Origin of the sequence: Streptomyces sp. CLV115, assembly GCF_038448545.1 — a bacterium.
Classification (GTDB): Bacteria; Actinomycetota; Actinomycetes; order Streptomycetales; family Streptomycetaceae; genus Streptomyces; species Streptomyces sanglieri.
This window is the reverse complement of sequence record NZ_JBCEWQ010000008.1, coordinates 66,032-89,259: the sequence shown is the minus strand read 5'-3', so window position 1 is coordinate 89,259 and position 23,228 is coordinate 66,032. Positions and strand designations below refer to the sequence as shown.

General features: G+C 72.3%; 19 protein-coding genes and 1 pseudogene. 6 read left to right on the top strand and 14 right to left on the bottom strand.

All coding sequences use genetic code 11. The features are described from left to right. The first annotated feature begins 4 nt into the window (after window positions 1-4). Entirely contained in the window at window positions 5-979 is a 975-nt protein-coding gene (locus tag AADR41_RS05150) for an acetylxylan esterase (protein WP_342280171.1), read from the top strand. Between the two features lie 10 nt (window positions 980-989). Here the strand turns inward: AADR41_RS05150 and AADR41_RS05145 are convergent, their stop codons facing one another. The 3 genes and pseudogenes from AADR41_RS05145 to AADR41_RS05135 form a co-directional block, all read right to left on the bottom strand. After that, window positions 990-2,534 (bottom strand): phytoene desaturase family protein, encoded by a 1,545-nt coding sequence (locus AADR41_RS05145; RefSeq protein ID WP_342280170.1) that lies wholly within the window; start codon window positions 2,532-2,534, stop codon window positions 990-992. Window positions 2,535-2,585: 51 nt separating this feature from the next. Then, window positions 2,586-4,829: a serine/threonine-protein kinase gene (locus AADR41_RS05140; RefSeq protein WP_342280169.1), complete on the bottom strand. Its 2,244-nt coding sequence runs from the start codon at window positions 4,827-4,829 to the stop codon at window positions 2,586-2,588. A gap of 35 nt (window positions 4,830-4,864) precedes the next feature. After that, window positions 4,865-5,130 (bottom strand): annotated as a pseudogene (locus tag AADR41_RS05135) (oxygenase MpaB family protein); the annotation flags it as partial. Window positions 5,131-5,410: 280 nt separating this feature from the next. Here AADR41_RS05135 and AADR41_RS05130 point away from each other — a divergent pair. Next, complete coding sequence (locus AADR41_RS05130; protein WP_342280168.1) at window positions 5,411-6,196, top strand: hypothetical protein; 786 nt, start codon at window positions 5,411-5,413, stop codon at window positions 6,194-6,196. A 467-nt stretch (window positions 6,197-6,663) separates the two neighbouring features. Here the strand turns inward: AADR41_RS05130 and AADR41_RS05125 are convergent, their stop codons facing one another. The 3 genes from AADR41_RS05125 to AADR41_RS05115 form a co-directional block, all read right to left on the bottom strand. Beyond that, the gene (locus AADR41_RS05125; protein WP_342280167.1) at window positions 6,664-7,854 is read right to left on the bottom strand and encodes an acyl-CoA dehydrogenase family protein; all 1,191 of its coding nucleotides are present in this window, start codon (window positions 7,852-7,854) and stop codon (window positions 6,664-6,666) included. Between the two features lie 102 nt (window positions 7,855-7,956). Next, entirely contained in the window at window positions 7,957-9,114 is a 1,158-nt protein-coding gene (locus tag AADR41_RS05120; RefSeq protein WP_342280166.1) for a methyltransferase, read from the bottom strand. A gap of 80 nt (window positions 9,115-9,194) precedes the next feature. Next, window positions 9,195-9,395, bottom strand: coding sequence for a hypothetical protein (locus tag AADR41_RS05115; RefSeq protein WP_342280165.1), 201 nt, complete (start codon window positions 9,393-9,395; stop codon window positions 9,195-9,197). 253 nt (window positions 9,396-9,648) lie between these two features. Between AADR41_RS05115 and AADR41_RS05110 the strand changes: the two genes are divergently transcribed. Beyond that, window positions 9,649-10,473: an endonuclease I family protein gene (locus tag AADR41_RS05110; protein ID WP_342280164.1), complete on the top strand. Its 825-nt coding sequence runs from the start codon at window positions 9,649-9,651 to the stop codon at window positions 10,471-10,473. 51 nt (window positions 10,474-10,524) lie between these two features. Here the strand turns inward: AADR41_RS05110 and glsA are convergent, their stop codons facing one another. After that, window positions 10,525-11,874, bottom strand: coding sequence for a glutaminase A (gene glsA / locus AADR41_RS05105; RefSeq protein WP_342280163.1), 1,350 nt, complete (start codon window positions 11,872-11,874; stop codon window positions 10,525-10,527). A 193-nt stretch (window positions 11,875-12,067) separates the two neighbouring features. On the opposite strand from glsA, the gene AADR41_RS05100 reads away from it, so the two are divergent. Together AADR41_RS05100 and AADR41_RS05095 are read left to right on the top strand one after the other, a co-directional pair. Further along, window positions 12,068-13,183: a baeRF3 domain-containing protein gene (locus tag AADR41_RS05100; RefSeq protein WP_342280162.1), complete on the top strand. Its 1,116-nt coding sequence runs from the start codon at window positions 12,068-12,070 to the stop codon at window positions 13,181-13,183. Between the two features lie 134 nt (window positions 13,184-13,317). Beyond that, window positions 13,318-13,641 carry a plasmid stabilization protein gene (locus AADR41_RS05095; protein WP_342280161.1) on the top strand — a complete coding sequence of 108 codons (324 nt, stop codon included), beginning with the start codon at window positions 13,318-13,320 and terminating at the stop codon, window positions 13,639-13,641. 28 nt (window positions 13,642-13,669) lie between these two features. On the opposite strand, the gene AADR41_RS05090 is transcribed toward AADR41_RS05095, so the two are convergent. The 7 genes from AADR41_RS05090 to AADR41_RS05060 all read right to left on the bottom strand — a co-directional run bounded on the left by AADR41_RS05090 (window position 13,670) and on the right by AADR41_RS05060 (window position 22,620). Then, on the bottom strand, window positions 13,670-16,066 hold the full coding sequence (locus tag AADR41_RS05090) for a phosphoketolase family protein (RefSeq protein ID WP_342280160.1): 2,397 nt from the start codon (window positions 16,064-16,066) through the stop codon (window positions 13,670-13,672). Between the two features lie 48 nt (window positions 16,067-16,114). Beyond that, complete coding sequence (locus AADR41_RS05085; RefSeq protein WP_342280159.1) at window positions 16,115-17,533, bottom strand: NADP-dependent succinic semialdehyde dehydrogenase; 1,419 nt, start codon at window positions 17,531-17,533, stop codon at window positions 16,115-16,117. Between the two features lie 175 nt (window positions 17,534-17,708). Continuing rightward, the gene (locus tag AADR41_RS05080) at window positions 17,709-18,218 is read right to left on the bottom strand and encodes an ATP-binding protein (protein WP_342280158.1); all 510 of its coding nucleotides are present in this window, start codon (window positions 18,216-18,218) and stop codon (window positions 17,709-17,711) included. Between the two features lie 173 nt (window positions 18,219-18,391). Next, window positions 18,392-20,491: a xanthine dehydrogenase family protein molybdopterin-binding subunit gene (locus tag AADR41_RS05075; RefSeq protein WP_342280157.1), complete on the bottom strand. Its 2,100-nt coding sequence runs from the start codon at window positions 20,489-20,491 to the stop codon at window positions 18,392-18,394. A gap of 74 nt (window positions 20,492-20,565) precedes the next feature. Beyond that, on the bottom strand, window positions 20,566-21,552 hold the full coding sequence (locus AADR41_RS05070) for an FAD binding domain-containing protein (RefSeq protein WP_342280156.1): 987 nt from the start codon (window positions 21,550-21,552) through the stop codon (window positions 20,566-20,568). After that, entirely contained in the window at window positions 21,549-22,115 is a 567-nt protein-coding gene (locus tag AADR41_RS05065) for a 2Fe-2S iron-sulfur cluster-binding protein (protein WP_342280155.1), read from the bottom strand. Before AADR41_RS05065 ends, AADR41_RS05070 begins: the two co-directional genes overlap by 4 nt. A 115-nt stretch (window positions 22,116-22,230) precedes the next feature. Continuing rightward, on the bottom strand, window positions 22,231-22,620 hold the full coding sequence (locus AADR41_RS05060) for a hypothetical protein (protein WP_342280154.1): 390 nt from the start codon (window positions 22,618-22,620) through the stop codon (window positions 22,231-22,233). Window positions 22,621-22,826: 206 nt separating this feature from the next. On the opposite strand from AADR41_RS05060, the gene AADR41_RS05055 reads away from it, so the two are divergent. Further along, the gene (locus AADR41_RS05055) at window positions 22,827-23,159 is read left to right on the top strand and encodes a DUF6479 family protein (RefSeq protein ID WP_342280153.1); all 333 of its coding nucleotides are present in this window, start codon (window positions 22,827-22,829) and stop codon (window positions 23,157-23,159) included. The last annotated feature ends 69 nt before the right edge of the window (window positions 23,160-23,228 follow it).

The window sequence follows — 23,228 nt, the reverse complement described above, 5'->3', positions numbered from 1 at the left end:
ACCCTTGCTGTTCGACATGCCTCTGGACCGGCTGCGCGACTACCGGCCGGAGCCGGAGGAGCCGGCCGACTTCGACGCCTTCTGGGAGAAGACGCTCACCGAGACGGCCCGCCACGACCTGGACGCCGAGTTCGTTCCGTACGACGCCGGGTTCGCGACCACCGACGTGTTCGACGTGACGTTCCGGGGCTGGGGCGGGCAACCGGTCAAGGCCTGGCTGATGCTGCCGAAGACGCGTTCCGGACCGCTGCCCGCCGTGGTGCAGTACATCGGCTACAACGGCGGCCGGGGCATCCCGTACTCCTGGCTGACCTGGAGCGCGCTCGGCTACGCCCATCTGGTGATGGACAACCGGGGCCAGGGCGGCGGCGGCAAGAACACCGCCGACACTCCGGACATCGGCCCGGACGGGCACGGCTCCTCCTCGCCCGGCTTCCTGACCCGCGGCATCGAGGACCCCTACCGCCACTACTACCGGCGGCTGATCACGGACGCGGTGCGGGCGGTCGACGCGGCGAAGGTCCATGAGGCGGTGGACGCCTCCCGGGTGGCCGTCCTCGGCGGCAGCCAGGGCGGCGGGCTGGCGCTGGCCGTCGCCGGGCTGCGGGACGACATCGCGGCCACCGTCGCCGATGTGCCGTTTCTCTGCCACTACCGGCGCGCCTCGCAGATCACGGACGCCGGACCGTACGCGGAGATCGCCCGCTGGCTGTCCGGGCACCGTTTCCGGATCGACGAGGCGATGGAGACGCTGTCCTACTTCGACGGGGTCAACTTCGCGGCGCGGGCGAGTGCCCCGGCGTGGTTCTCGGTCGGCCTGATGGACAAGATCTGCCCGTCGTCCACGGTGTTCGCCGCCTACCACCGCTATGCGGGTCCGGCCGAGATCGAGGTGTTCCCGTACAACGGGCACGAGGGTGGCGCCGAGTACGACCTGCCGCGCAAGCTCGGCGCGCTGCGGGGCGTGTTCGGCGGGTAGCGCACCACGGTCACCGGCCCAGCGCCGCCATCGCGGCGTTGTGGCCGGGCACCCCGCTGACCCCGCCGCCGCGCACCGCGCCGGCCCCGCACAGCAGCACATTGGCGTGCGCCGTCTCCACCCCCCACCGGCCGGTGGACTCCGTGGCGTACGGGAAGGCCAGATCGCGGTGGAAGATGTGGCCGCCGGGCAGCCGCAGGTCCCGCTCCAGGTCGAGCGGGGTCTTCGCCTCGATGCACGGTTCCCCGTTCTCGTCGCGGGCCAGGCAGTCGGTGACCGGCTCCTCCAGGTGCGCGTCGAGCTCGGCGAGCGTCGCGGCCAGCAGCTCGGCGCGGGCCGCCGCGTTGTCGGCGGCGAAGAGCCGGGCGGGGGTGTGCAGACCGAAGAGGGTGAGGGTCTGGTAGCCCCGGGCTGCCAGATCCGGACCGAGGATCGACGGGTCGGTCAGCGAGTGGCAGTAGATCTCGGAGGGCGGGGCGGCGGGCAGCCGCCCCGCAGCCGCGTCCCGGTAGGCGTCGGCGAGCTGACCGTACCCCTCGGCGATGTGGAACGTACCGGCGAAGGCCTCGCGCGGGTCGACGGAGCGGTCGCGGAGCCGGGGCAGCCGGGTGAGCAGCATGTTCACCTTCAGCTGCGCGCCCTCCGCCGGGGCGGGCGGTTCGTCCCCGAGGAGGGCGGCGAGCGCCTGCGGCGAGGCGTTGACCAGGACCTTGCGGGCCGCGACGACGTGTTCGGAGCCGGGCGAGCGGACGGTGATCTCGGCGCGTGTTCCGTCGGTGTCGATCCGGGTCGCCTCGTGCCCGACCCGGATCTGTGCCCCGGCCTCGCGGGCGGCCCTCGCCAGGGCGTCGGTGAGCGCGCCCATCCCGCCGACGGGGACGTCCCAGTCGCCGGTCGCGCCGCCGATGACGTGGTACAGGAAGCAGCGGTTCTGGAGCAGTGAGGGATCGTGCGCGTCGGCGAAGGTGCCGATCAGGGCGTCGGTGAGGACGACTCCGCGCACCAGGTCGTCGGCGAAGTTCTGCTCGACGGCGACGCCGATGGGCTCCTCGAAGAGCATCCGCCAGGCCTGCGGGTCGTCGATCCGCCCGCGCAGCGCGTCGCGGTCGGGCAGCGGCTCGGTGAGCGTCGGGAAGACGCGTTCGGCGACGTGCCGGGTCATGCCGTAGAACCGCTCCCACGCCCGGTACTCGCGGTCGGATCCGGTGAGCGCGGCGAAGGAGTCCCCGGTCCCCTTCCCGCCGACGAGGAGGCCGGTGGCGCGGCCGCCGCGCACGGTCGGGGTGTACGAGGAGACGGTCCGCTTCCGCACCGTGAAGTCCAGTCCGAGCTCGCGGACGATCTTCCGCGGGAGCAGGGACACCAGGTACGAGTAGCGCGACAGGCGGGCGTCGACCCCGTCGAAGGGGCGGGTCGAGACCGCCGCTCCCCCGGTGGTGGCCAAGCGTTCCAGGACCAGGACGGACTGTCCGGCACGGGCGAGGTAGGCGGCGGCGACCAGACCGTTGTGGCCGCCGCCCACGATCACTGCGTCATAGCTGTCGGGTGCGGGCATGACCCTTCGTAGCACGGCGCGCTCACTGCTGACCAGAGCCGCGGCGCCCGTTCAGTGCGGTGGCTGCTGTCCGCCGCGCAACGCCGCGACCTGCCGGTACAGCTCCACGGCCTCCGTTCCCCGGCCGAGCTGTTCCAGGCAGTGGGCCTCGTCGTTGCGGGCGGCGAGGGCGTCGGGGTGGCCCGGGCCCAGGAGCCGGTCTCGGGCCGCGGCGACCGTGCGGTAGACGGTGAGGGCGTCGGCCCAGCGGCCGAGCCAGCCGAGGCCGACGGCGACCTCTCGGCGGCTGACGAGGGTGTCGGCGTGGTCGGGGCCCAGGACGCGTTCGCGGATCGCGCACACGTCGCGCGCTTCGGTCAGCGCCTCCTCCCAGCGGGCGAGGCGCCCCAGGTTGACGCCGAGGCCGTGGCGGGCGCGGAGCGTCTCCGGGTCGGTGGAACCGCCCACCCTGGTCCGGTCCGCCACGAGGGCGCGGTACAGCTCCAGGGCCTCCGCGCTGCGGCCGAGCCGGCCGAGGCTGATGCCGACCTCGTAGCGGGCGGAGAGCGTGTCGGGGTGGTCGGCGCCGAGCGACCGCGACCGGGCCCGGGCGACTTCCTGGTACGCCTGCAGGGCCTCCGTCCAGCGCCCCAGCCGTCCCAGGGTGTACGCCACCTCGTAGAACGTGACCAGGGTGTCGGGGTGGTCTGCGCCCAGCAGCCGGCTGCGGGCCGACGCGACGTCCCTGGCCATCCGGTACGAGTCCTCCAGGCGCCCGAGTCGGCCGAGGTTGAAGGCGAGGTTGTGGCGGCAGCGCAGGGTGTCGGGGTGGTCGGGGCCCATCGACCGTTCCCGGGAGGCGAGAACCGTCGCGTACACCTGATGGGCCTCGAAGTGCCGGCCGAGCCGGCCCAGCACGTACGCCGTCTCCTGGCGGGCCGCCAGGGTCTCCGGGTGGTCGGGGCCGAGGGTGCGCTCACGGCCCCGGGCGACGCGGTCGAACTCCCGCAGGGCGTCCGGGACACGTCCGGTGCGGCTGAGGGTGAAGCCGATCTCGTACCGGCTGGCGAGTGTGTCGGGGTGGTCGGGGCCGAGGGCGTGCTCCCGTTCGGCGGCGACCGCGCGGTGTACTTCGCCGGCCTCCTCCCAGTGGCCGAGGCGGCCCAGGTTGAGTCCCGCGCTGTGCCGGCTGGCGAGGACCGACAGCAGCTCCGGCGACGGGGTGGGCCGCTCGGTCCTGACCGGCGGCAGTTCGCCGGTCGGTCCGCGCAGATCGGTGCCGGTGGTCCACTCACCGGTGAGCCCGGCCCAGTGATCGGGCGGGGCGAACCCGGAGTGGGTGCCGGTCGCCCTGTGCCCGACGGTCATGGAGTGGGCCCAGGCAGGCAGCTGCTGCCCCGGGCGTACAACGGGAACGGGCGGTGCCAGCGGTACCTGCCCGGTGGGCGGCAGGTGCGGCTGCTCACCGGTACGGCCGACGGCGATCCGCTGCCTGAGGTCGCCCGCGTCGAAGGGGCGCTCCTCGGGGGTCTTGGCCAGCAGTTCCAGTACGACGCGGTCGAAGAAGCCCGGGAGTTCGGCCCGGTGGGTGCGCAGCGGCCGGGGCTGGGTGTCGCGATGTCCGACCAGGACGGCCCAGGCGTCGTCGAGGTCGAACGGCGGTACCCCGGTGGCGATCTCGTACAGCACGCAGCCCAGCGAGTAGAGGTCGCTGCGGTGGTCGATCTGGCCTCCGCTGATCTGCTCGGGCGACATGTAGTGCGGGGTGCCCATGGCGATGCCGGTGCCGGTGAGGCGGGAGGTGAAGCCGATGTCGTGGCCGAGCCGGGCGATGCCGAAGTCGCAGATCTTCACCGTGCCGTCGGCCAGCCGCATGATGTTGGCGGGTTTGAGGTCGCGGTGCACGATGCCCTGCTGGTGGGTGTAGCCGAGGGCGTCGGCCACCTGTTCGGCGATGTCGACGACGTCGGGCACCGGTAGCGGGTGCTGTTTGTTGTCCTCCAGGAGCTGGCTGAGGTTGCGCCCGTCGAGGAGTTCCATGACCAGGTAGAGGACGCCCTCGTGCTCGCCGAAGTCGTGGACGACGGTGACGCCCCGGTGCTGGAGTGCGGCGGCGACCCGGGCCTCGCGGCGGAAGCGTTCGCGCAGGACGCGGGTGAAGGACTGGTCGTGCTGGGATCCCAGGGGCTTGAGGCACTTGACGGCGACCTGACGGCCGAGCGATTCGTCGCGGGCGCGCCACACCTCACCCATGCCTCCGCGCCCGATCAGATCGAGCAGTCGGTACCGGCTCTGGATCAGCCTGGTGTCCGCCATGGCCTGCTGTCGCCCCCGTTTGTTCTGCCTGCTGTCTACTGCTGCGCCCTCCCCGGCCCGTCCAGTATGGCGGCCCCGCCGCGCAGTCTGTACGGGGTGGGGCGGCTGCCGGGACCGAGCCGGGCCATCGCGTTCGGAATGTGACCGGGCGGGAGCCTCCGGCGGAGCCGGGCGGGGATGCGGCGCAGCACGGTTCCGGCGGTGCGCGGGCGGTGTGCACCGGTGCGTCGGGGCTGCCGTGGAGCTCGTGGGCCTACAGGGGCGTTGACCGGTGGGCGAGTGCCGCGACGCGCCGCCGCAGCGGGCCCGCGCATCCGAGTTCTGCACGACGCCGCGTACGGCGCGCGGATGCGGCGCCCGCAGGTGGGGCGCCCGGACCCCGGCGATCCAGACGGGCTGCGCGCAGAGCACATGGATCCGCGCACGGGCGGCTGTCTCCGGCGGACGGCCTGGTGCCGTCCCTGCTGCACCACATCGGCCCAGCTCGGGAGGAGACCGGCGACCGGGGCCGGCGCGGCCCGCGCGAGGTGATCGTTAATCTGTCCCTCCCTGCCATCGGGCGGGGAGAACAGGGGTGGGACATGCACAGAAGAATGCCGGTGGCCTCCGTGATGGCGGCGGTGGCGATCGGGATCACGGTGGCGCCGGCCGCGCATGCCGAGGGGCGGGGCGACATCCGGGTCGTCAAGACCGTGGTGAACGGCGGAAACAGTGTGATCGTCGGGGTCAAGGCCCCCAAGCAGTTCCCGATCACCATGACCATCAAGGACAACTCGGGAGTGAAGGGGGTCACCGATGTGTCCGCGTTCACCACGAAGGGTGGTCACGGGCCCGTGGACCACCTCGGGACGACGTGCCGGAAGACCAGCTCGACGACGTCCGTGTGCACGGCGACGATGCGGATCGACCCCACCTGGATCGACTTCTACGGAAGTGGCAACGAGGGCTGGGACGCCAACGCGGTCGCGGGGACCTGGCAGGTCAACGCCACGGTCAAGGCCAACGACAGCAGCTACTGGATCTCCGACCGCATCGCCCTGTTCAAGGTCAAGCGCGCCGCGACCCTGACCACGGACGCCACGCCCGAACCGGTCAGGAAGGGCGGCACGCTGACCGTCACCGGAAAGCTGTCGCGGGCCAACTGGACGGACCTGAAGTACCACGCGTTCACCAAGCAGGTGGTGAAGCTGCAGTACAAGAAGCCCGGTGGCAGATACAGCACTGTGAAGACGGCGACCACGGACGGCAGGGGCCACCTCCGGGCCACGGTGAAGGCCACCGCCTCGGGCAGCTGGCGCTGGGCCTTCCTCGGGACGACCACGACGATGAAGGTCGTCGCCACCGGCGACGCCGTCACGGTGAAGTGACCACGCGGCGGGCCGGAAACGGCCCGCCGACGCGGCACGGCGTTCGGGGCGCGCGAGGAGATCTCAATTCCCGTTGCCGGCCCCGGACCAGTCCTCCCACCGGCACACCGGGTGCTCGCCTCCGCGCGACCGCCTCGGGCGGGATGATGCTCCGGCGGCTCACGCCTGCTCCTCCTGCGCTGCGGCCGGGCTCGCCTCGATGTTCACCTGGATGAGCCTCGGACGACCCGGCGCATCCTTCCTGGCCCACGCGTCGTGGAAGACGTTCACGAACCCGCCTCCGACGGCGTGGGTCGCGTGCGGGCCCGCGCGCCCGACGACCGGCTCACCGAGTGCTCAGCGCCCCGGCCGACGAGCCCGGCCGGGGCGTGCCCTGTCGCGCCGCCTACGACGGGTCGGCGTGCCGGCCGATGCCGCCTGCTCGCCGGCCCCGGTGTGTGACACCCCGGATCTGTGGTCGCACGCCCTCACCGGCGCACGCGCGGCATCCCCAGCCCGATCCACGAGATGATCTCCCGCTGGATCTCGTTGTTGCCGCCGCCGAAGGTGAAGATGACGGCGGAGCGGTATCCGCGTTCGAGTTCGCCGTGCAGCACGGCGCCCGCCGAGCCTTCCTTGAGCGGTCCCGCCGAGCCGACGATCTCCATCAGCCAGGCGTAGGCGTCGCGTCGGGCCTCGGAGCCGTAGACCTTGACGGCGGAGGCGTCCTGCGGGGTGAGGGTGGCGTTCTGCACCGCGGAGACCATCTGCCAGTTCAGGAGCTTCATGGCATCGAGCCTGGTGTGGGTGCGGGCCAGCAGGGCGCGGACCCAGCCGAGGTCGATCACGCGGCGGCCGTCCGTGAGCCGGGTGTCGGCCGCCCAGCGCTGGACGTTGTGGAGGGCGCGGATCGCCATGGTGCCGTGGGCGGCGAGGGTGACGCGTTCGTGGTTGAGCTGGTTGGTGATGAGCCGCCAGCCCTGGTTCTCCTCGCCGACGCGGCGGGAGGCGGGGACGCGGATGTTGTCGTAGTGGCTCGCGGTGGTGTCGTGCGAGGCGAGGGTGTTGATCAGGGTGCAGGAGTAGCCGGGGTCCGTGGTCGGGACGAGCAGCATGGTGATGCCCTTGTGCGGTGCCGCGTCCGGGTCGGTGCGGACGGCGAGCCACACCCAGTCCGCGGTGTCGCCGTTGGTCGTCCAGATCTTCTGTCCGTCGACCGTGTAGTGGCCGGTGGCCTCGTCGCCGTCGCGCACCGCCCGGGTCTTGAGGGCGGCGAGGTCGGTGCCGGCGTCGGGCTCGCTGTACCCGATCGCGAAGTCGATCTCGCCGGAGAGGATCTTCGGCAGGAAGTACGCCTTCTGCTCGTCGGTGCCGTACCGCATGATCGTCGGGCCGACGGTGTTGAGGGCCATCAGCGGCAGGGGTACGCCTGCCTGTGCGGCCTCGTCGAAGAAGATGAACTGTTCCATCGGGGAGAGTCCGCGTCCGCCGTACTCCGCGGGCCAGCCGACGCCGAGCCAGCCGTCGGTGCCCAGGCGGCGGATCGTCTCCCGGTAGAAGGCCTTCTGGGCCGCGGGGGCGGCGTAGCGGGCGTAGGCGTCGTCGGGGACCAGTGCGGCGAAGTAGGCGCGCAGTTCAGCGCGCAACTGCTGCTGTTCAGGCGTGTATTCGAGGTGCATGGCCCCTCCGGGAGTCTCGCGGTCGCGTCGTCCGTGTGCGGCGGCGCACACAGTAGAACGTGTTGCAAGAATCCGGAAGGGCCGGGACGGGTTCCGGCGGGGTCAGCGCCTGACGGCCCGCAGGACCACGAACTTCGGGTCGCCCGCGACCGTGGTGCAGTTCCCGAAGATGCGGCGGAGCCGGGTGTGGTAGCCGAGGTGCCGGTTGCCGACCACCCACAGCTCGCCGCCGGGCCGCAGCGCGTCGCGGGCCCCGTGGAACATGGTGCGGGCCGTTGCGTCGGTGGTGGCCTGGTGGGAGTGGAACGGCGGATTGTTCAGCACCAGGTCCACACTGGCGGGCGGCAGTTCCGCCAGCCCGTCACCGACGACGAACTCGGCCTTGGCGTCCGGTCCGGTGTTGGCCCTGAAGGTCTCCTCGGCGGAGGCGACCGCCTGGTACGACTCGTCGATGAAGGTGACCGTCGCCTCGGGGTTGGCGAGCGCCGCGGACAGCCCGACGACGCCGTTCCCGCAGCCGAGGTCGACGACCCGGTCGGGGCCGCTGCGCACCGGGAGGTGGCCGAGGAAGAACCGGGTGCCGATGTCGAGGCGCTCGGCGCAGAAGATCCCGGCGTGGTTGGTGACGGTCCGGCCGGAGACCGGTCCGAGCCCCTGGGGCAGGTCGTACCGGTACGGCCAGGGGCTGGGCGTACGGGGCGTTCCGGCGCCGGGGGTGCAGAAGATCAGCCGGGCCTTCTTGACCGCGAGGGAGGTGCGGGTCGGGCCGATGATCCGCTCGAAGAGCTTGAGGGTGGAGGTGTGGATCTCCTTGACCATCCCGGTGCCCATGACGACCGTGCCGGGGTGGACGGCCGGCGCGAGCCGGTGCAGCTGGTCCTCCAGGAGCGCGAGGCTCTTCGGGACACGTACCAGCAGGACGTCGATGCGGTCCGGCGGAGTGTCCCTGGCCGAGAGCAGGCGCACCGTGTCCGCGTCCGCGCCGTTGCGGCCCAGGTTCGCCAGGGTCGCGCGCTGCGCCAGGTAGGAATCGGTGATCTGTACGGGCCGGTGCTCCGCCAGTACGGTGCTCAGCGCGCCCCAGCGGTCGCCCACCACGACCACGGCACCCGACAGATCGACCGGATCCGCCCCGTCGGCCCCTTCCAGCCTGCGCAGCAGATACTCATCGGCGGCGTCCCAGGCACGGAGCGGGTCGCGGGGGTCCTCGGGATGTCGGGCGAGCTCGAACCCGGCCCCTGACGTCGTCAAACGGTTCATTGTCCACCCAGGCTAGCCGAGCCGCGGGGAGCGCCCACACACTCCCCGCGCCGGCCCCTGGGCCCGGGGCAGCACCGGACCTAGGGCAGCACCTTGTCGATCGCCGCGCGGCCCTCCTGGGCGAGCCTGCGCTCGGCCCACTGGAGGTTCTTCGGGGTCAGGTCCCGCCCGGAGGCGAGCACCAGGTCCTCTGCCGACGGGTGATCACTGCCGCCGGTGTGCAAGAGGCTGTCGGGAGTCACTCCCCGAGATGCGGATACGGATTCGGGCTCGTCGCTCATGCCGCCTCCTCGGTCCTTTCGGTCATTCTCGCCCCGCGCCCGGCCGGCCGCATCCGAGGCCTCCCGAACCTCTCCCGGCGCCGGGATCGAGCCATCACTTGACCTGCACATGATAGGTACACGCTGTTCACACCACGGTCACGGTGCGTGTGGAAGGCTCCCGCGTACCACGTACCACACACGACCGCCGCGGCGCCGCCCCCCACCTTGTGACGGTGTCGTGGCGCACTCATTTCCGGAGAGGACACCCCACATGTCCCGTCGTCACCTTCGTTACCGGCGCCCACTGCTGGCGACCCTTGCCGCCTTCGCGATACTCGGCGGCACCGCGGCCGCCGCCCCGGCCGCCACACCCGGGGCCGCGCCCACCACCGCGTCACCGCTGCGGGTACTCGACGACACGTACTACCAGGACGCCCTCGGCAAGAGCGGGACCGCGCTGAAGAGTGCCCTGCACGAGATCATCAGCGACCAGACCAAGCTCTCCTACAGCCAGGTCTGGGAAGCCCTCAAGGACACCGACGAGGATCCCGCCAACAGCTCGAACGTGATCCTCCTCTACACCGGCCGCTCCCAGTCCAAGAACTCCAACGGCGGCTCGGTCGGCGACTGGAACCGCGAGCACGTCTGGGCCAAGTCGCACGGCAACTTCGGCACCGCCACCGGCCCCGGCACCGACATCCACCACCTGCGCCCGGAGGACGTCACCGTCAACTCGATCCGTGGCAACAAGGACTTCGACAACGGCGGCAGCGCGGTCAGCGGCGCGCCGGGCAACTACACGGACAGCGACTCCTTCGAGCCGCGCGACGCGGTCAAGGGCGATGTCGCGCGCATGCTGCTCTACATGGCGGTGCGCTACGAGGGCGACGACGCCTTCCCCGACCTGGAGCCCAACGACAAGGTGAACAACGGCTCCGCGCCCAACATCGGCCGGCTGTCGGTGCTGAAGGCGTGGAGCCAGGAGGACCCGCCGGACACCTTCGAGAAGCGGCGCAACGACGTCATATTCGACCAGTACCAGCACAATCGGAACCCGTTCATCGATCACCCCGAGTGGGTCGAGTCCATCTGGTAGACCCCGCCGCTCCGGAGGTCCGGCGGGCATCCGCCGGACCGGCCGGGGCACTCAGCCCGCCGGGCCGCCGGCGCACCAGGCCACGGCCTGTTCACGGGTGGCGAAGGACCGCGGGGCCGTCGGCGCGTCCCGCCGTCCGGGGCCGGGCAGCGCGAGCCGCCGCGCCGGGTCGGCGACGGCGGTACGCGCGCCGTCCGCCGCGATCCGGCCGAGCCCGCTGCGCAGCATCGCCCGCGCTACCCGGTCGACGCCGGTCACCTGCCCCAGGTCCAGCACGACCGGCCCGGCACCCCGGGTGCGCGACTCGTCCAGCGCGTACAGCACCCGCTCGGCCGCGGTGAAGTCGATGGCCCCCTGGGCGGCCACGACCCCGACCCGTTCGCGCAGGGCGCGTTCCTTCGGGGCGCCCCCGGCCGCGGGCAGATCGACGGCGGTGGCGACGAGGGTGACGGTGGAGGCGGCCAGCGCCGGATTGTGCATCAGGTGCAGCCCCAGCCTCTCCGACAGGGCACCGAGCGCGGCCCGCCCGCGTACCGAGGTGCCGCCCGGGTCCAGCCGGGGGCTGTACGTGGCCAGGCCGAACCGGGCGGGGCCGGCGGCGATCAGCCCGCCGGACACACCGCTCTTCGCCGGCAGCCCGACGCGCAGCAGCCACTCGCCGGAGGCGTCGTACATGCCGCAGGTCGCCATCACCGCCAGCACCTGCGCGGCGACCGGCTCCGGGACCACCGCGTCGCCGGTGAGCGGGTTCACGCCGCCGTTCGCGAGGGTCGCGGCCATCGCGGCCAGGTCCAGCGCGGTGACCCGCACCGCGCACTGCCTGAAGTACGTCTCGACCGCGGCCACCGGGTCCACGGGCAGCGGTCCGGTGCTCCGGATCAGATAGGCGAGGGCGCGGTTGCGGTCGCCGGTGGCCGCCTCGGAGGCGTACACCTGCTCGTCCACGTCCAGCCGCCGGCCGGCGAAGCGGCCCAGGCAGTCGAGGATGCGCTCGAACCTCGGGGCGTCGGGGGTGTCCGGGATCAGCGCGGTGGTGATGATGGCCCCCGCGTTGACCATGGCGTTGTCGGGCCGCCCGGTGTCCGGTTCCAGGCTGATGGCGTTGTACGCCTCCCCGCTGGGCTCGGCGCCGACCCAGCGGCACACGTCGTCGAGCCCCAGGACGGACAGGGCGAGCGCGTAGACGAACGGTTTCGACACGGACTGCATGGTGAACGGGGTGCCGGCGTCACCCGCGCTGTAGCGGTGGCCGTCCATGCTGATCAGCGCCAGCCCGAACGCGTCCGGCTCGGCCCGCGCCAGCTGCGGGATGTAGTCGGCGAGCCGGCCGTCCCGCAGCTGCGCGAACCGGGTGTGCAGTTCGCGCAGCGCGTCGGTGACGGCGCCGGCGGCGGGGCTCACCCGGCCCCGGCCGTCGGGTGCGCCCGCCCCGGACCGTCCGGGGACGTGCGGAAGGTCGTGGGCATCGCACGCACCTCCCGGGGACAGACAGTGGAGAACTCGCCCATATTAGGATCAAAAGGTATGAATTGACTCGTCCAGTGCACCGCTTCGCTCGGAAGCGGATTCCGGCCGAAACCCCTGGGAGAGAACGATGGATACGGATGCCCTGACCGCCGGCCTGTTGCAGAGACTGCGGGCGGTCAAGCCCTATCCGGCCGTGTCCCTGACCATGCCGACGCACCGCCGCGCTCCGGACAACGCCCAGGACACCGTTCGGCTGCGCAACCTGGTGGCCGAGGCCGCCGGGCGGCTGGAGGCGGACCCCGCGGTCACCCGCGAGGCGCGGACCGCGCTCGGGGAACAACTCGACCGGGCGGTCACCGAGGTGGATCCCCGGCGGGCCCTGGACGCCCTGGTCCTCCTCGTGACCGCCGACGAGCACCAGATCTGGCAGCTTCCGCGCACCGCGCCCGAACGCGTGGTGCTCAGCGACACCTATCTGACCCGCAATCTGGTCGCCGCGAAGGCACAGGCCCAGCCCTTCTGGGCCCTCACCGTGTCGGCCGACCGGGCCGTCCTGTGGAGCGGCACCGCGGACGCCCTGCGCGAGGAGCCCGGCGGCGGGTTCCCGCTGACGGCTCCCCAGGAGCCGCCGGACCCGCAGCGCGAGGAGCAGATCGGCGACACCCCGAGCACCTTCAGCGACGAGGAGACGCGCACCTTCCTGCGCACGGTCGACGAGAAGCTGCGCGCGGTGCTGGCCGAGGACCCCCGCCCGCTCTATCTGGTGGGCCTCGCCCCCGCCCTCGCTCTGCTGGACGAGGTCGGGGAGGGCGCCAGGACGGCCGTCGGCCGGGTCACCAAGGGGGTGCCCGCCGACATGTCACCGAGCGAGCTGCTCAAGGAGCTGCGGCCGGCACTCGACGAACGGCAGCAGCGGTTCGCCGCGGAGGTCGACGGCAAGCTGGACGAGGCCCGTGGCCGCCGTGCCTTCGCCGGCGGTCTGGACGAGGTGTGGGCGGCCGTACGGGAGGGCCGTGCCGGACTGGTCGCGGTGGAGGAGCACTTCCAGCAGACGGTCCGGGTGACGGGCGGGCACCTGGAGCCGGTGAGCGGCGAGGGCGCGGACCTCACGGACGGCACGGTCCGCGAGGACATCGTGGACGAGCTCGTCGAGGCGGCCCTGGACAGCGGCGCCGACGTGGTCTTCCTCCCGGACGGCTCGCTCGCCGAGCACGGAAGGATCGCGGCGGCGCTGCGCTACTGAACGGACCGGCGCGACGCCGTACCCCTCCCCCGGGCCCGCATGTCTCAGGCATGCGGGCCCGGGGCGTCGCTGGGAGACTGGGGAGGGGCCCGCCGGGCCCCGGGGCAGGTCCCGGAGAGAAGGGTGACCCCACCATGCCACGCGGATCCGATGCCAAGCGGGAGCGGCAGTATGAGCACATCAAGGAGAGCGCGCAGGAGCGCGGGGTGAGCGAGGACCGCGCCGAGGAGATCGCGGCCCGCACGGTCAACAAGGCACGCGCCCGTGCCGGTGAGTCGAGGACGGCGAGCCGTACCTCCATCGAGGACATGTCGTCCTCGCGGCGCGGCGGTCTGCGCTCCCACAGCGGGGCACAGGGGCCGACGCGCGACCAGCTCTACGAAGAGGCGAAGAAGAAGAACATCCACGGCCGGTCGAGCATGACGAAGGCCGAGCTGGCACGCGCGGTCGGCCGCTGAGCCCCCACCGGGCGAACCGGGGCGGCCGTCAGCCGCTCCAGGTCCAGTCGGCCACCTCGGGCAGGTCCGTGCCGTGTTCGCGGATCCAGGCGTGGTGGCGGGTGCGGACGTCCGCCATCGCCTGGCGCACCGCCACGGCGCGGACGCCGAGGCCGGGTACCCGGTCGATGACGTCCATGACCAGCCGGTAGCGGTCCAGGTCGTTGCGGACCACCATGTCGAAGGGCGTCGTGGTGGTGCCCTCCTCCTTGTAGCCCCGCACATGAAGCTGATCGTGACCCGCGCGCCGGTAGGCGAGCCGGTGGATCAGCCAGGGGTAGCCGTGGTACGCGAAGATCACGGGGGTGTCCCTGGTGAACACCGCGTCGTACTCGGAGTCCGGCATCCCGTGCGGATGCTCCTCGCGGGGCAGCAGCCGCGTCATGTCGACCACGTTGACCACGCGTACCGCCAGTTCCGGCAGGTGGGTGCGGAGCAGGTCGGCGGCGGCCAGTGTCTCCAGCGTGGGTACGTCGCCGGCGCAGGCGAGCACCACGTCGGGTGCGCGGCTGCCGTCCTCCGTGCCCGCCCATTCCCACACACCGGCGCCGCGGGCGCAGTGCGCGCGGGCCTGGTCGAGGGTGAGCCAGTCGAAGGACGGCTGTTTGCCGGCCACGATCACATTGACGTAGTCGCGGCTGCGCAGCGCGTGGTCGGCGACGGAGAGCAGGGTGTTGGCGTCCGGCGGCAGGTAGACCCGTACGACCTCGGGGCTCTTGTTGAGGATGTGGTCGACGAAACCCGGGTCCTGGTGGGAGAAGCCGTTGTGGTCCTGGCGCCAGACGTGCGAGGTGAGGAGGTAGTTGAGCGAGGCGATGGGGCGGCGCCAGGCCAGCCGGCGGGAGGTCCTGAGCCATTTGATGTGCTGGTTGACCATCGAGTCGACGATGTGGGCGAACGCCTCGTAGCAGGAGAAGAGGCCGTGCCGGCCGGTGAGGAGGTAGCCCTCCAGCCAGCCCTGGCACAGGTGCTCGGAGAGCACCTCCATGACGCGTCCGTCGCGGGCGAGGTGCTCGTCGGTCGGCAGCGTCCGTTCCTGCCAGGCCTTGGCGGTGGCGTCGTAGAGGTCGTCGAGCCGGTTCGAGGCGGTTTCGTCGGGGCCCACGACGCGGAAGTCGCGGCGCTCGGCGGTGGCGGCCATGACGGCCTCCAGCAGACCGCCGAGCACCCGGGTCGGCTCGTGCAGCACGGTGCCGGGCCTGTCGACCCGGACGGCGTGGTCGTCCAGCGGCGGGATCGGCAGATCGCGCAGGAGCAGACCGCCGTTGGCGTACGGGGTCGAGCCGAGCCGGGCGTCGCCCTCGGGTACACAGGCGAGTACCTGGGGGCTGGGCCGCCCGGACGCGTCGAAGAGCTCCTCGGGCCGGTAGGAGCGCATCCACTCCTCCAGCTGCCGCAGATGCTCCTGGTCGTCCCGGACGCCGGGCAGCGGGACCTGGTGGGCGCGCCAGGTGCCTTCGACGGGCACCCCGTCGACCTCGGCCGGGCCGGTCCAGCCCTTGGGGGTGCGCAGCACGATCATCGGCCAGTGCGGGCGGCGGGTGTCGCCGCCGGTGCGGGCGGCCGCCTGGAGTTCCCGGATCCGGTCGACGGCCAGGTCCATCGCGGCGGCCATCGCCCGGTGGACGCCGATCGGCTCGTCGCCGCCGACGTACAGCGGGTCGTGGCCGTAGCCGCGCAGCAGGGCGTCGAGCTCCGTCTCGGGGAGGCGGGCGAGCACGGTCGGGTTGGCGATCTTGTACCCGTTGAGGTGGAGGATCGGGAGGACGGCACCGTCGTGCACCGGGTCGAGGAACTTGTTGGAGTGCCAGGACGCGGCGAGCGGTCCGGTCTCGGCCTCGCCGTCGCCGACGACGCAGGTGACGATCAGCCCGGGGTGGTCCAGGGCGGCCCCGTAGGCGTGGGTGAGGGCGTAGCCGAGCTCGCCGCCCTCGTGGATGGAGCCGGGTGTCTCGGGTGCCACATGGCTGGGCACCCCGCCGGGGAAGGAGAACTGTTCGAACAGCAGTCCCATGCCTTCGGCGTCGCGGGTGACGTCCGGGTACGTCTCCGAGTAGCTGCCCTCCAGCCAGGAGTTGGCGAGGACGGCGGGGCCGCCGTGGCCGGGGCCCCAGACGCAGAGGCCCTGGACTCCGCGCGAGCGGATGACGCGGTTGAGGTGGGTGTGGACCAGGTTCAGTCCGGGGGAGGTGCCCCAGTGGCCGAGCAGGCGCGGCTTGATGTGCTCCCGGGCCAGCGGCCGGGTCAGGAGCGGGTTGGCCATCAGGTAGATCTGGCCGACGGTCAGGTAGTTGGCGGCCCGCCAGTGTGCGTCGAGTGCCGCGACCTCTTCGTCGGACAGGCCGGTCGGGCCGGAAGCGGCCGCCGGGCCGGGGGCGTTGCTCATCGTGTCTCCAGACGGGAGGCTTCGGGGCGCCGGGCAGGTCCTGGGGCCTCAGGGGCCGACGGGCTCGGGGCCGTACCAGACCGTGGTCGCGTTGCAGAATGCGCGGATGCCCTGCCCGGCGAGTTCGCGCCCGTAGCCGGAGCGCTTCACACCGCCGAAGGGCAGTGCGGGATGGGACGCCGTCATGCCGTTGAAGAAGACACCGCCCGCCTCCAGGTCGCGTACGCAGCGGCGTGCCTCGTCCGCGTCACGGGTCCATACGTTGGAGCTGAGGCCGAAGGGGCTGTCGTTGGCGAGTGCCACGGCTTCGTCCAGGCCGTCGACCCGGTAGAGGGAAGCGACGGGGCCGAAGGTCTCCTCGTGGTGGATGCGCATGGCGGGGGTGATCCCGGCGAGGACCGTGGGGGCGTAGAACCAGCCGCGCGCCAGTTCCGGGGCGAGTCCGGCGGGCCTGTCCCCTCCGCACAGTGCCCGCGCGCCCTGCCGTACCGCGTCCTCCACCAGCTCTTCCAGGTCGGTGCGGCCCTGTTCGCTGGCGAGGGGCCCCACGTCGGTGGACTCCTGCATGGGGTCGCCGACCGTCAGGTTGCTCATGCCCACGGTGAACCGTTCGGCGAACTCCTCGTACACCTCGGTGTGCACGATGAACCGTTTGGCGGCGATGCAGGACTGCCCGTTGTTCTGCACCCGGGCGGTCACGGCGGTGCGGGCGGCCCTGGCGACGTCCGCGGACGGCATGACGAGGTACGGGTCGCTGCCGCCCAGTTCCAGGACGGTGTGCTTCACCTCGTCGCCGGCGATCGACGCGACCGAGCGGCCGGCCGGCTCACTGCCGGTGAGGGTGGCCGCGGCGACCCGGCGGTCACGCAGGATCGCCTCGACCGCGCCCGATCCCACCAGCAGGCTCTGGAAGCAGCCCGCCGGGTATCCGGCCCGGCGGAACAGGCCCTCCAGATACATCGCCGTCTGCGGGACGTTGGAGGCGTGCTTGAGCAGGCCGACGTTGCCCGCCATGAGGGCCGGGGCGGCGAACCGTACGACCTGCCAGAGCGGGAAGTTCCACGGCATCACGGCGAGCACGGGACCGAGCGGGCGGTAGTGGACGTAGGCACGTGAGGCGCCGGAGTCCGCCACGTCGGCCGGGGACGGGTGCCGGTCGGCGAGGAGTTCCTCCGCGTGCGCCGCGTACCAGCGCATCGCCTTGGCGCATTTGGCGGCCTCCGCACGGGCCGCCTTGACGGGTTTGCCCATTTCGATGGTCATGGTGCGCGCGATGTCCTGCTGGTCCTCGTCGAGCAGCCCGGCGGCCTGGTTCAGCAGCCGGGCACGTTCGGCGAACCCGGTGGTGCGGTAGTGCCCGTAAGCGGTGGCGGCGGCTTCGAGCCGCTGCTCGATCCCCGCGTCGTCGAGCGCTTCGAATCTTCTGAGGGTTTCGCCGTTCGCGGGATTGACCGTCGCGATGGGCATGGCCGTGTCCTCCTTGCCTCGGTCCTTCGACCGTGCCGTGCCGTACGCCGCGCCGCAACGCGGGCCCCGCCGGGGCGGACACCCGACCGGCGCGGTCCGTGCGTGCGGGGTGCACGTCGTCCGCGCCGGGGGGGGGTCGTCCAGCGGGTGCGACCGGCGGCGGCGCCGTCCCGGCTCAGACGAGAGCGGGGTCGGATGCCGTCGTGGGCTCGGGGGCAGGGACGGGGGCGGCGGCCTCGACGGGCGGGCGCCGGAACTCGCGCACGCCGGGCAGCGGCGGGAGACGCACCAGGTCGACGCTGTACGGCTCCTTGGCGTACCGGGTGAACCAGACGACCTTGCCCTCGGCCGTGCGGCAGGTGCCCCAGCTGTCGCTCAGGGCCATGACCCGGCTCAGGCCACCGCCGCCGTTGCTGAGCAGCCGCGGCATCTCGGAGCCGTTGTCGGCGACGGAGACCGTGAGATGCCGCCCGGACCAGCGGAGTTCGACGACGCAGTTGTTGTCGTCACCGACATGCCGATGGACATTGGTCAGCAGCTCCTCCACACCACGGCACACCGGCCGGATATGGAGGTCGAGACTCCAGTGGCGGAGGTGCGCAGCGATTATTCGTCGCAGCTGGGACACACGGTCTGCCGAAACCTGGAGTTCGACCAGGTAGTGCCGGTCGAGTGGAACGGTCATCGTCGAGGCTCCTCACATCGAGGCCCACTGGCTTCGCCCCGTTGAACCAACGACCCCCGAACACGAAGAGTGAGCAGATGTCACTTCTGGGTCACTCATCAGAGTGGCCCGACGGAGGCGGTCCCGCAACACAAGGAACACCCGACCGGCCCTGGCACGGGAGGCCGCCCGGGTCACAGGAGGTACGGCAGCAGGGTGTCCGGGGTGAGCGGGAGGCTGCGCAGCCTGATGCCGGTGGCGTGCCGGACGGCGTTGCCGACGGCCGCCGCGGCGCCGACGATGCCGATCTCGCCGATGCCCTTGCTGCCCATCGGGTTGAGGTGCGGATCCTCCTCGTCGAGCCAGTGCGCCTCGATCTCCCGCACATCGGCGCAGGCCGGCACGTGGTAGGAGGCGAGATCGCACTCGGTGTAGTCCCCGAAGACGGGGTCCATGGTGGAGGCCTCGGTCAGTGCCATGCCGATCCCCATGGTCATGCCGCCGATGAACTGGGAGCGGGCGGTACGGGAGTTGAGGATGCGTCCGGCGGCGAAGACGCCGAGCATCCGGCGCATCCGCACCTCTCCCGTCCGCGAGTGCACGGCGACTTCGGCGAAGTGTGCGCCGAACGCGTGGCGTGCGTAGGGGGATTGCCCGGCGGTCTCCTGCTGGGTGTCGGCGGTGACGGTGAGCCCCTCGGCGGGGACCGGGCCGGTGCGCTCGCGCAGCTGCCGCAGCAGCAGGGTGCACGCCTTGTGCACGGACCAGCCCCAGGAGGCGGTGCCGGACGATCCGCCCGCCAGCGGCGCGTCGGGCAAATCGCTGCTGCCGATGTCGATCCGGACGTTGTCCACGGGGGTGGCCAGGACGTCGGCGGCGATCTGCGCGAGCACGGTACGGGCTCCGGTGCCGATGTCGGTGGCGTTGACCCGGACACGGTACGAGCCGTCGGCGGCCGCGTGCGCCGAGGCGCTGGAGGCGGCGATGTAGACGGGGTAGGTGGCGGCGGCGACGCCCGTGCCGAGCAGCAGTGGTCCCTCCTCCCGGCTCGCGGGGCGCGGATCGCGGTCGTACCAGCCGAAGCGCGCGGCGCCCTTCTCCAGGCAGGCGGCCAGGCCGCGGCTGCTGAACGCGCGCCCGGAGTCCGGTTCGACGGCCGGGTCGTTGCGGATGCGCAGTTCGACGGGGTCCATGCCGAGGGCCGAGGCGAGTTCGTCCATCGCTGATTCGAGCGCGTACATGCCCGGGGCCTCCCCCGGTGCGCGCATCCAGGAGGGGCTCGGCACGTCCAGGGCGACCACTCGGTGGGTGGTGCGGCTGCCGGCGGAACCGTACATGATCCGGGTCGGTACGGCCGCCTGCTCCACGAACTCCTTGATGGTGGAGGTGTGGGTGATGCTCTCGTGGTCGATCGCGGTCAGGATGCCGTCGAGATCGGCGCCGAGCCGGATGTGCTGGATGGTGGGGGCGCGATGGCCGGCCACGGCGGCCAGCTGGCGACGGGGCAGTGCGATCTTGACGGGGCGGCCGGTGTGGCGTGCGGCCATGGCGGCCAGGACGGTCTGCGGGCGCGGGGTGCCCTTGGACCCGAAGCCGCCGCCGACGTGTTCGGAGACGGCGGTGATCTGCTGCGGCCTCAGTCCGAAGGCGGTGGCGAGGCTGTCGCGGACGGTGGTGGAACCCTGGCTGGAGTCGTGGACGGTCAGATGTCCGTCGTCGTCCCACCGCGCCGTCGTGGCGTGCGGCTCCATGGGGTGGTTGTGCAGCGCCCCGACGGAGTAGGTGACGTCGACCTGTACCGGTGATGTGAGGAAGGCCCGGTCGGTGTCGCCGCGTTCCCGGACGGCGGGGTAGCCGCCGTTGACGATCTCCGGGGTGTAGAGGCCGGGGTGGTCCTCGGTCAGCAGGACGTCGTGCCCGTCGGCCTCGTACGTGATCCGCAGTGCCTCGGCCCCGGCGCGGGCGCCCTCCGGGGTCTCGGCCACCACGAGCGCGACGGGCCAGCCCCGGTGCGGTACCCGGTCGTTCTGGAGGACGGCGAGGATGGGGTCGTCGGGCTCCTTCAGCCGGGGCGCGTTGTGGTGGGTGAGCACGGCGTGCACGCCCGGCAGGGCCAGCGCCTCGTCCGCGTGGACGGCGCCGACGCGGCCGCGGGCGATCGTGGCGGGGACGGGCCGGCCGTACAGGCACCCCGGCGGGGTGTGCTCGGCGGCGTAGCGGGCGGTGCCCGTGACCTTGTCCCGGCCCTCGCGGCGGCCGACGGGGGTGCCCAGTGGTGACGGGGCCTGGCTCATGACGGGTTCCTCACGGCGGGGGCGGCGTTGGTGCGGTTGCCCGGTTGCCGGTGGCCGGCGCCGGGGCGGTGCGGTCAGCTGTCGGCGGCGAGTTCGGTGAGCGCGTCGACGGCCAGGTTGCGGGCGAGGCCCACCTTGAAGGCGTTCTCGCGCAGCGGGCGGGCCGCGGCGAGTTCGGCGTCCACCGCCCGTTCGAAGGTGCCCTCGGTGGCCGGTGCTCCCCGGAGCAGGTCCTCGGCGACCCGGGCGCGCCAGGGCCGGTGGGCGAGCCCGCCGAAGGCCAGCGCGGCGTACTCGATCCGGCCGCCCCGGACGCTCAGTACGGCGGCGACGGACGCGAGGGCGAAGGCGAAGGAGGCGCGGTCGCGGGCCTTGCGGTAGAGGGAGGCGGCGCCTTCCGGGCGCGGTGGCAGGACCAGCTCGGTGATGAGTTCGCCCGGCCGGATCTCGGTGTCCCGGTCGGGGGTGTCGCCCGGCAGGCGGTGGAATCCGGTGGCGGGCACGGTCCGCCCGCCGTCCGGTCCGTGCAGGTGGACGGTGGCGTCGAGGGCGGACAGGGCGACGGCCATGTCGGACGGGTGGGTGGCGACGCAGTGCGTGGAGTGGCCGAGCACGGCGAGGTCGCGCAGGGTGCTGTCGAGGGCGGGGCAGCCGGTGCCGGGTTCCCGTTTGTTGCACGGCTTGGAGGTGTCCTGGAAGTACGCGCAGCGGGTGCGTTGCAGCAGGTTCCCGCCGGTCGTGGCGGTGTTGCGGAGCTGCCCGGAGGCGCCGGACAGCAGCGCCCGGGACAGGGCGGGGTAGCGGGTGCGTACGGCGGGATGGGCGGCCAGGGCGCTGTTGCGTACGGTCGCGCCGATCCGCAGGCCGCCGTCCTCGGTGTCGGCCACGTGGTCCAGTGGCAGTCGGCTGATGTCGATGAGCCGGTCCGGCGCGGCCACGCCGAGCTTCATCAGATCGACGAGGTTGGTGCCGCCGCCGAGGAACATGGCGCCGGGGTGTGCGGCGTGTTCGCGTACCGCTTCTTCGGCGGACCGGGCGCGGAGATAGCCGAAGGGTTTCACAGCGCCACGTCCTCGATCGCCTCGACGATGCGGGGGTAGGCGCCGCAGCGGCACAGGTTGCCGCTCATCCGCTCACGGATCTCGTCGGCGTCGAGCGCCGCCGGGGCGGACACGGGCGCCCTGCGGTCGGTGGCGTGGGACGGGAAGCCGTCCGCCGCCTCGCCGAGCATGCCGACGGCCGAGCAGATCTGGCCGGGGGTGCAGTAGCCGCACTGCAGGGCGTCGCGGTCCAGGAAGGCTTCCTGGAGGGGGTGGAGCCGGTCGCCGTCGGCGAGGCCCTCGACGGTGGTGACGGCGGCGCCGTCGTGGGCGACGGCGAGCAGCAGGCAGCTGTTGGCGCGCCGGCCGTCGACGATGACGGTGCACGCCCCGCACTGTCCGTGGTCGCAGCCCTTCTTCGCGCCGGTGAGACCGAGGTGCTCGCGCAGGGCGTCCAGGACGGTGGTGCGGTGATCGAGGGTGAGCGTCCGCTCGGTTCCATTGATCTGCAGTGTCAGGGTGGAACGGTCACCGGTTGCTCCCGGCTGTTGCGCACCGTCGTCCCGCCCGCGAGAGGGTTCCACGCTCCCACACCTTTCAGAGGTGGCCTTTTGTCCGTTTTCTACCAGACGCGCGTGAGCTCCCCGTGCCATTACTCCGCCACCGGGCCGCGCCCTGCCGGACTGTCGGCCCATCGGTCTACCGGTTCGCCAGCCGCAGCCGCACCTCTTCCTCCTGGTCGCCGGAGACGGTCCCGACGACCGTCACGTCGAAGGCGTGCGCCAGGCTCTGCCGGAGCCGTTCCACCGCCCAGTAGCCGCCCTGGACGTCGACGCTCACAGGCGCGCCGAGGGCCACCGGTCCGGAGACCACCCTCGCCTCGACGACGTCGACGGTGACCACCCACGCGGTGGGGCGCTTCCCGGCGAGGTGCTGCGGTACGTCGACCGAGGCCCGGTCGGTGGTGAACGCGGCCCGCAACACGTCGAAGACCATCCGCGCGTCGGCCTTGTCGCACCCGCTGATGACGACCGAGACCTCCTGCCCGTACTCGCTCTCCTGTGTCCGCTTCTCCTTGATGGTGTTCACCGCGGTTCCTTCCGCTCGGTGCCCCCGGGGCGCTTCGGGGATGTCTCCAGGCTCACCCCGCGGCAGGGCGACGGCGACACGAGACCACCGGGATGCGAACGGGCCACGCCTCTTCGGAGCGAAACGCTTTTAGGGTCATATCCACTTAAAATATGAATTCATGGCAATTATCGCGTGAGGGATCTGCCGCGGGGTATCCGGCAAGCATGGACGTTTCGAGCACAGACCTGACTTCACTGGCTCTCGTTCTCGCCGACGGGCGGGGCGCGACCGGGTCGGTGATGGGCATTGTCGGAGTGGTTCTGGTGGCCGTGCTGATCGGCGCGGTCTGGCTGGGGAGGCGGCGCCGGGCACAGGAGCTGCCACCGCCCAGACCCGAGGAGCAGCCACCGCGGCCGGACCACCGCAGCCACATCGAGGAACGCGATGTGCACGGCGACGACCACTTCCCGCCCGACCGCCGGGGCCTTTCGCCGTACGAACTCGGTGACCACGGGAACGAGCCCATCCCCCGCGAGCCCGACGAGCAGCGCGACTGACACCGCGAGGCTCCCGGCACCGGTCCGTGGTGGGGGCGTCGCGTGTTGCGGAGGTGGCTGCCTCCGGTG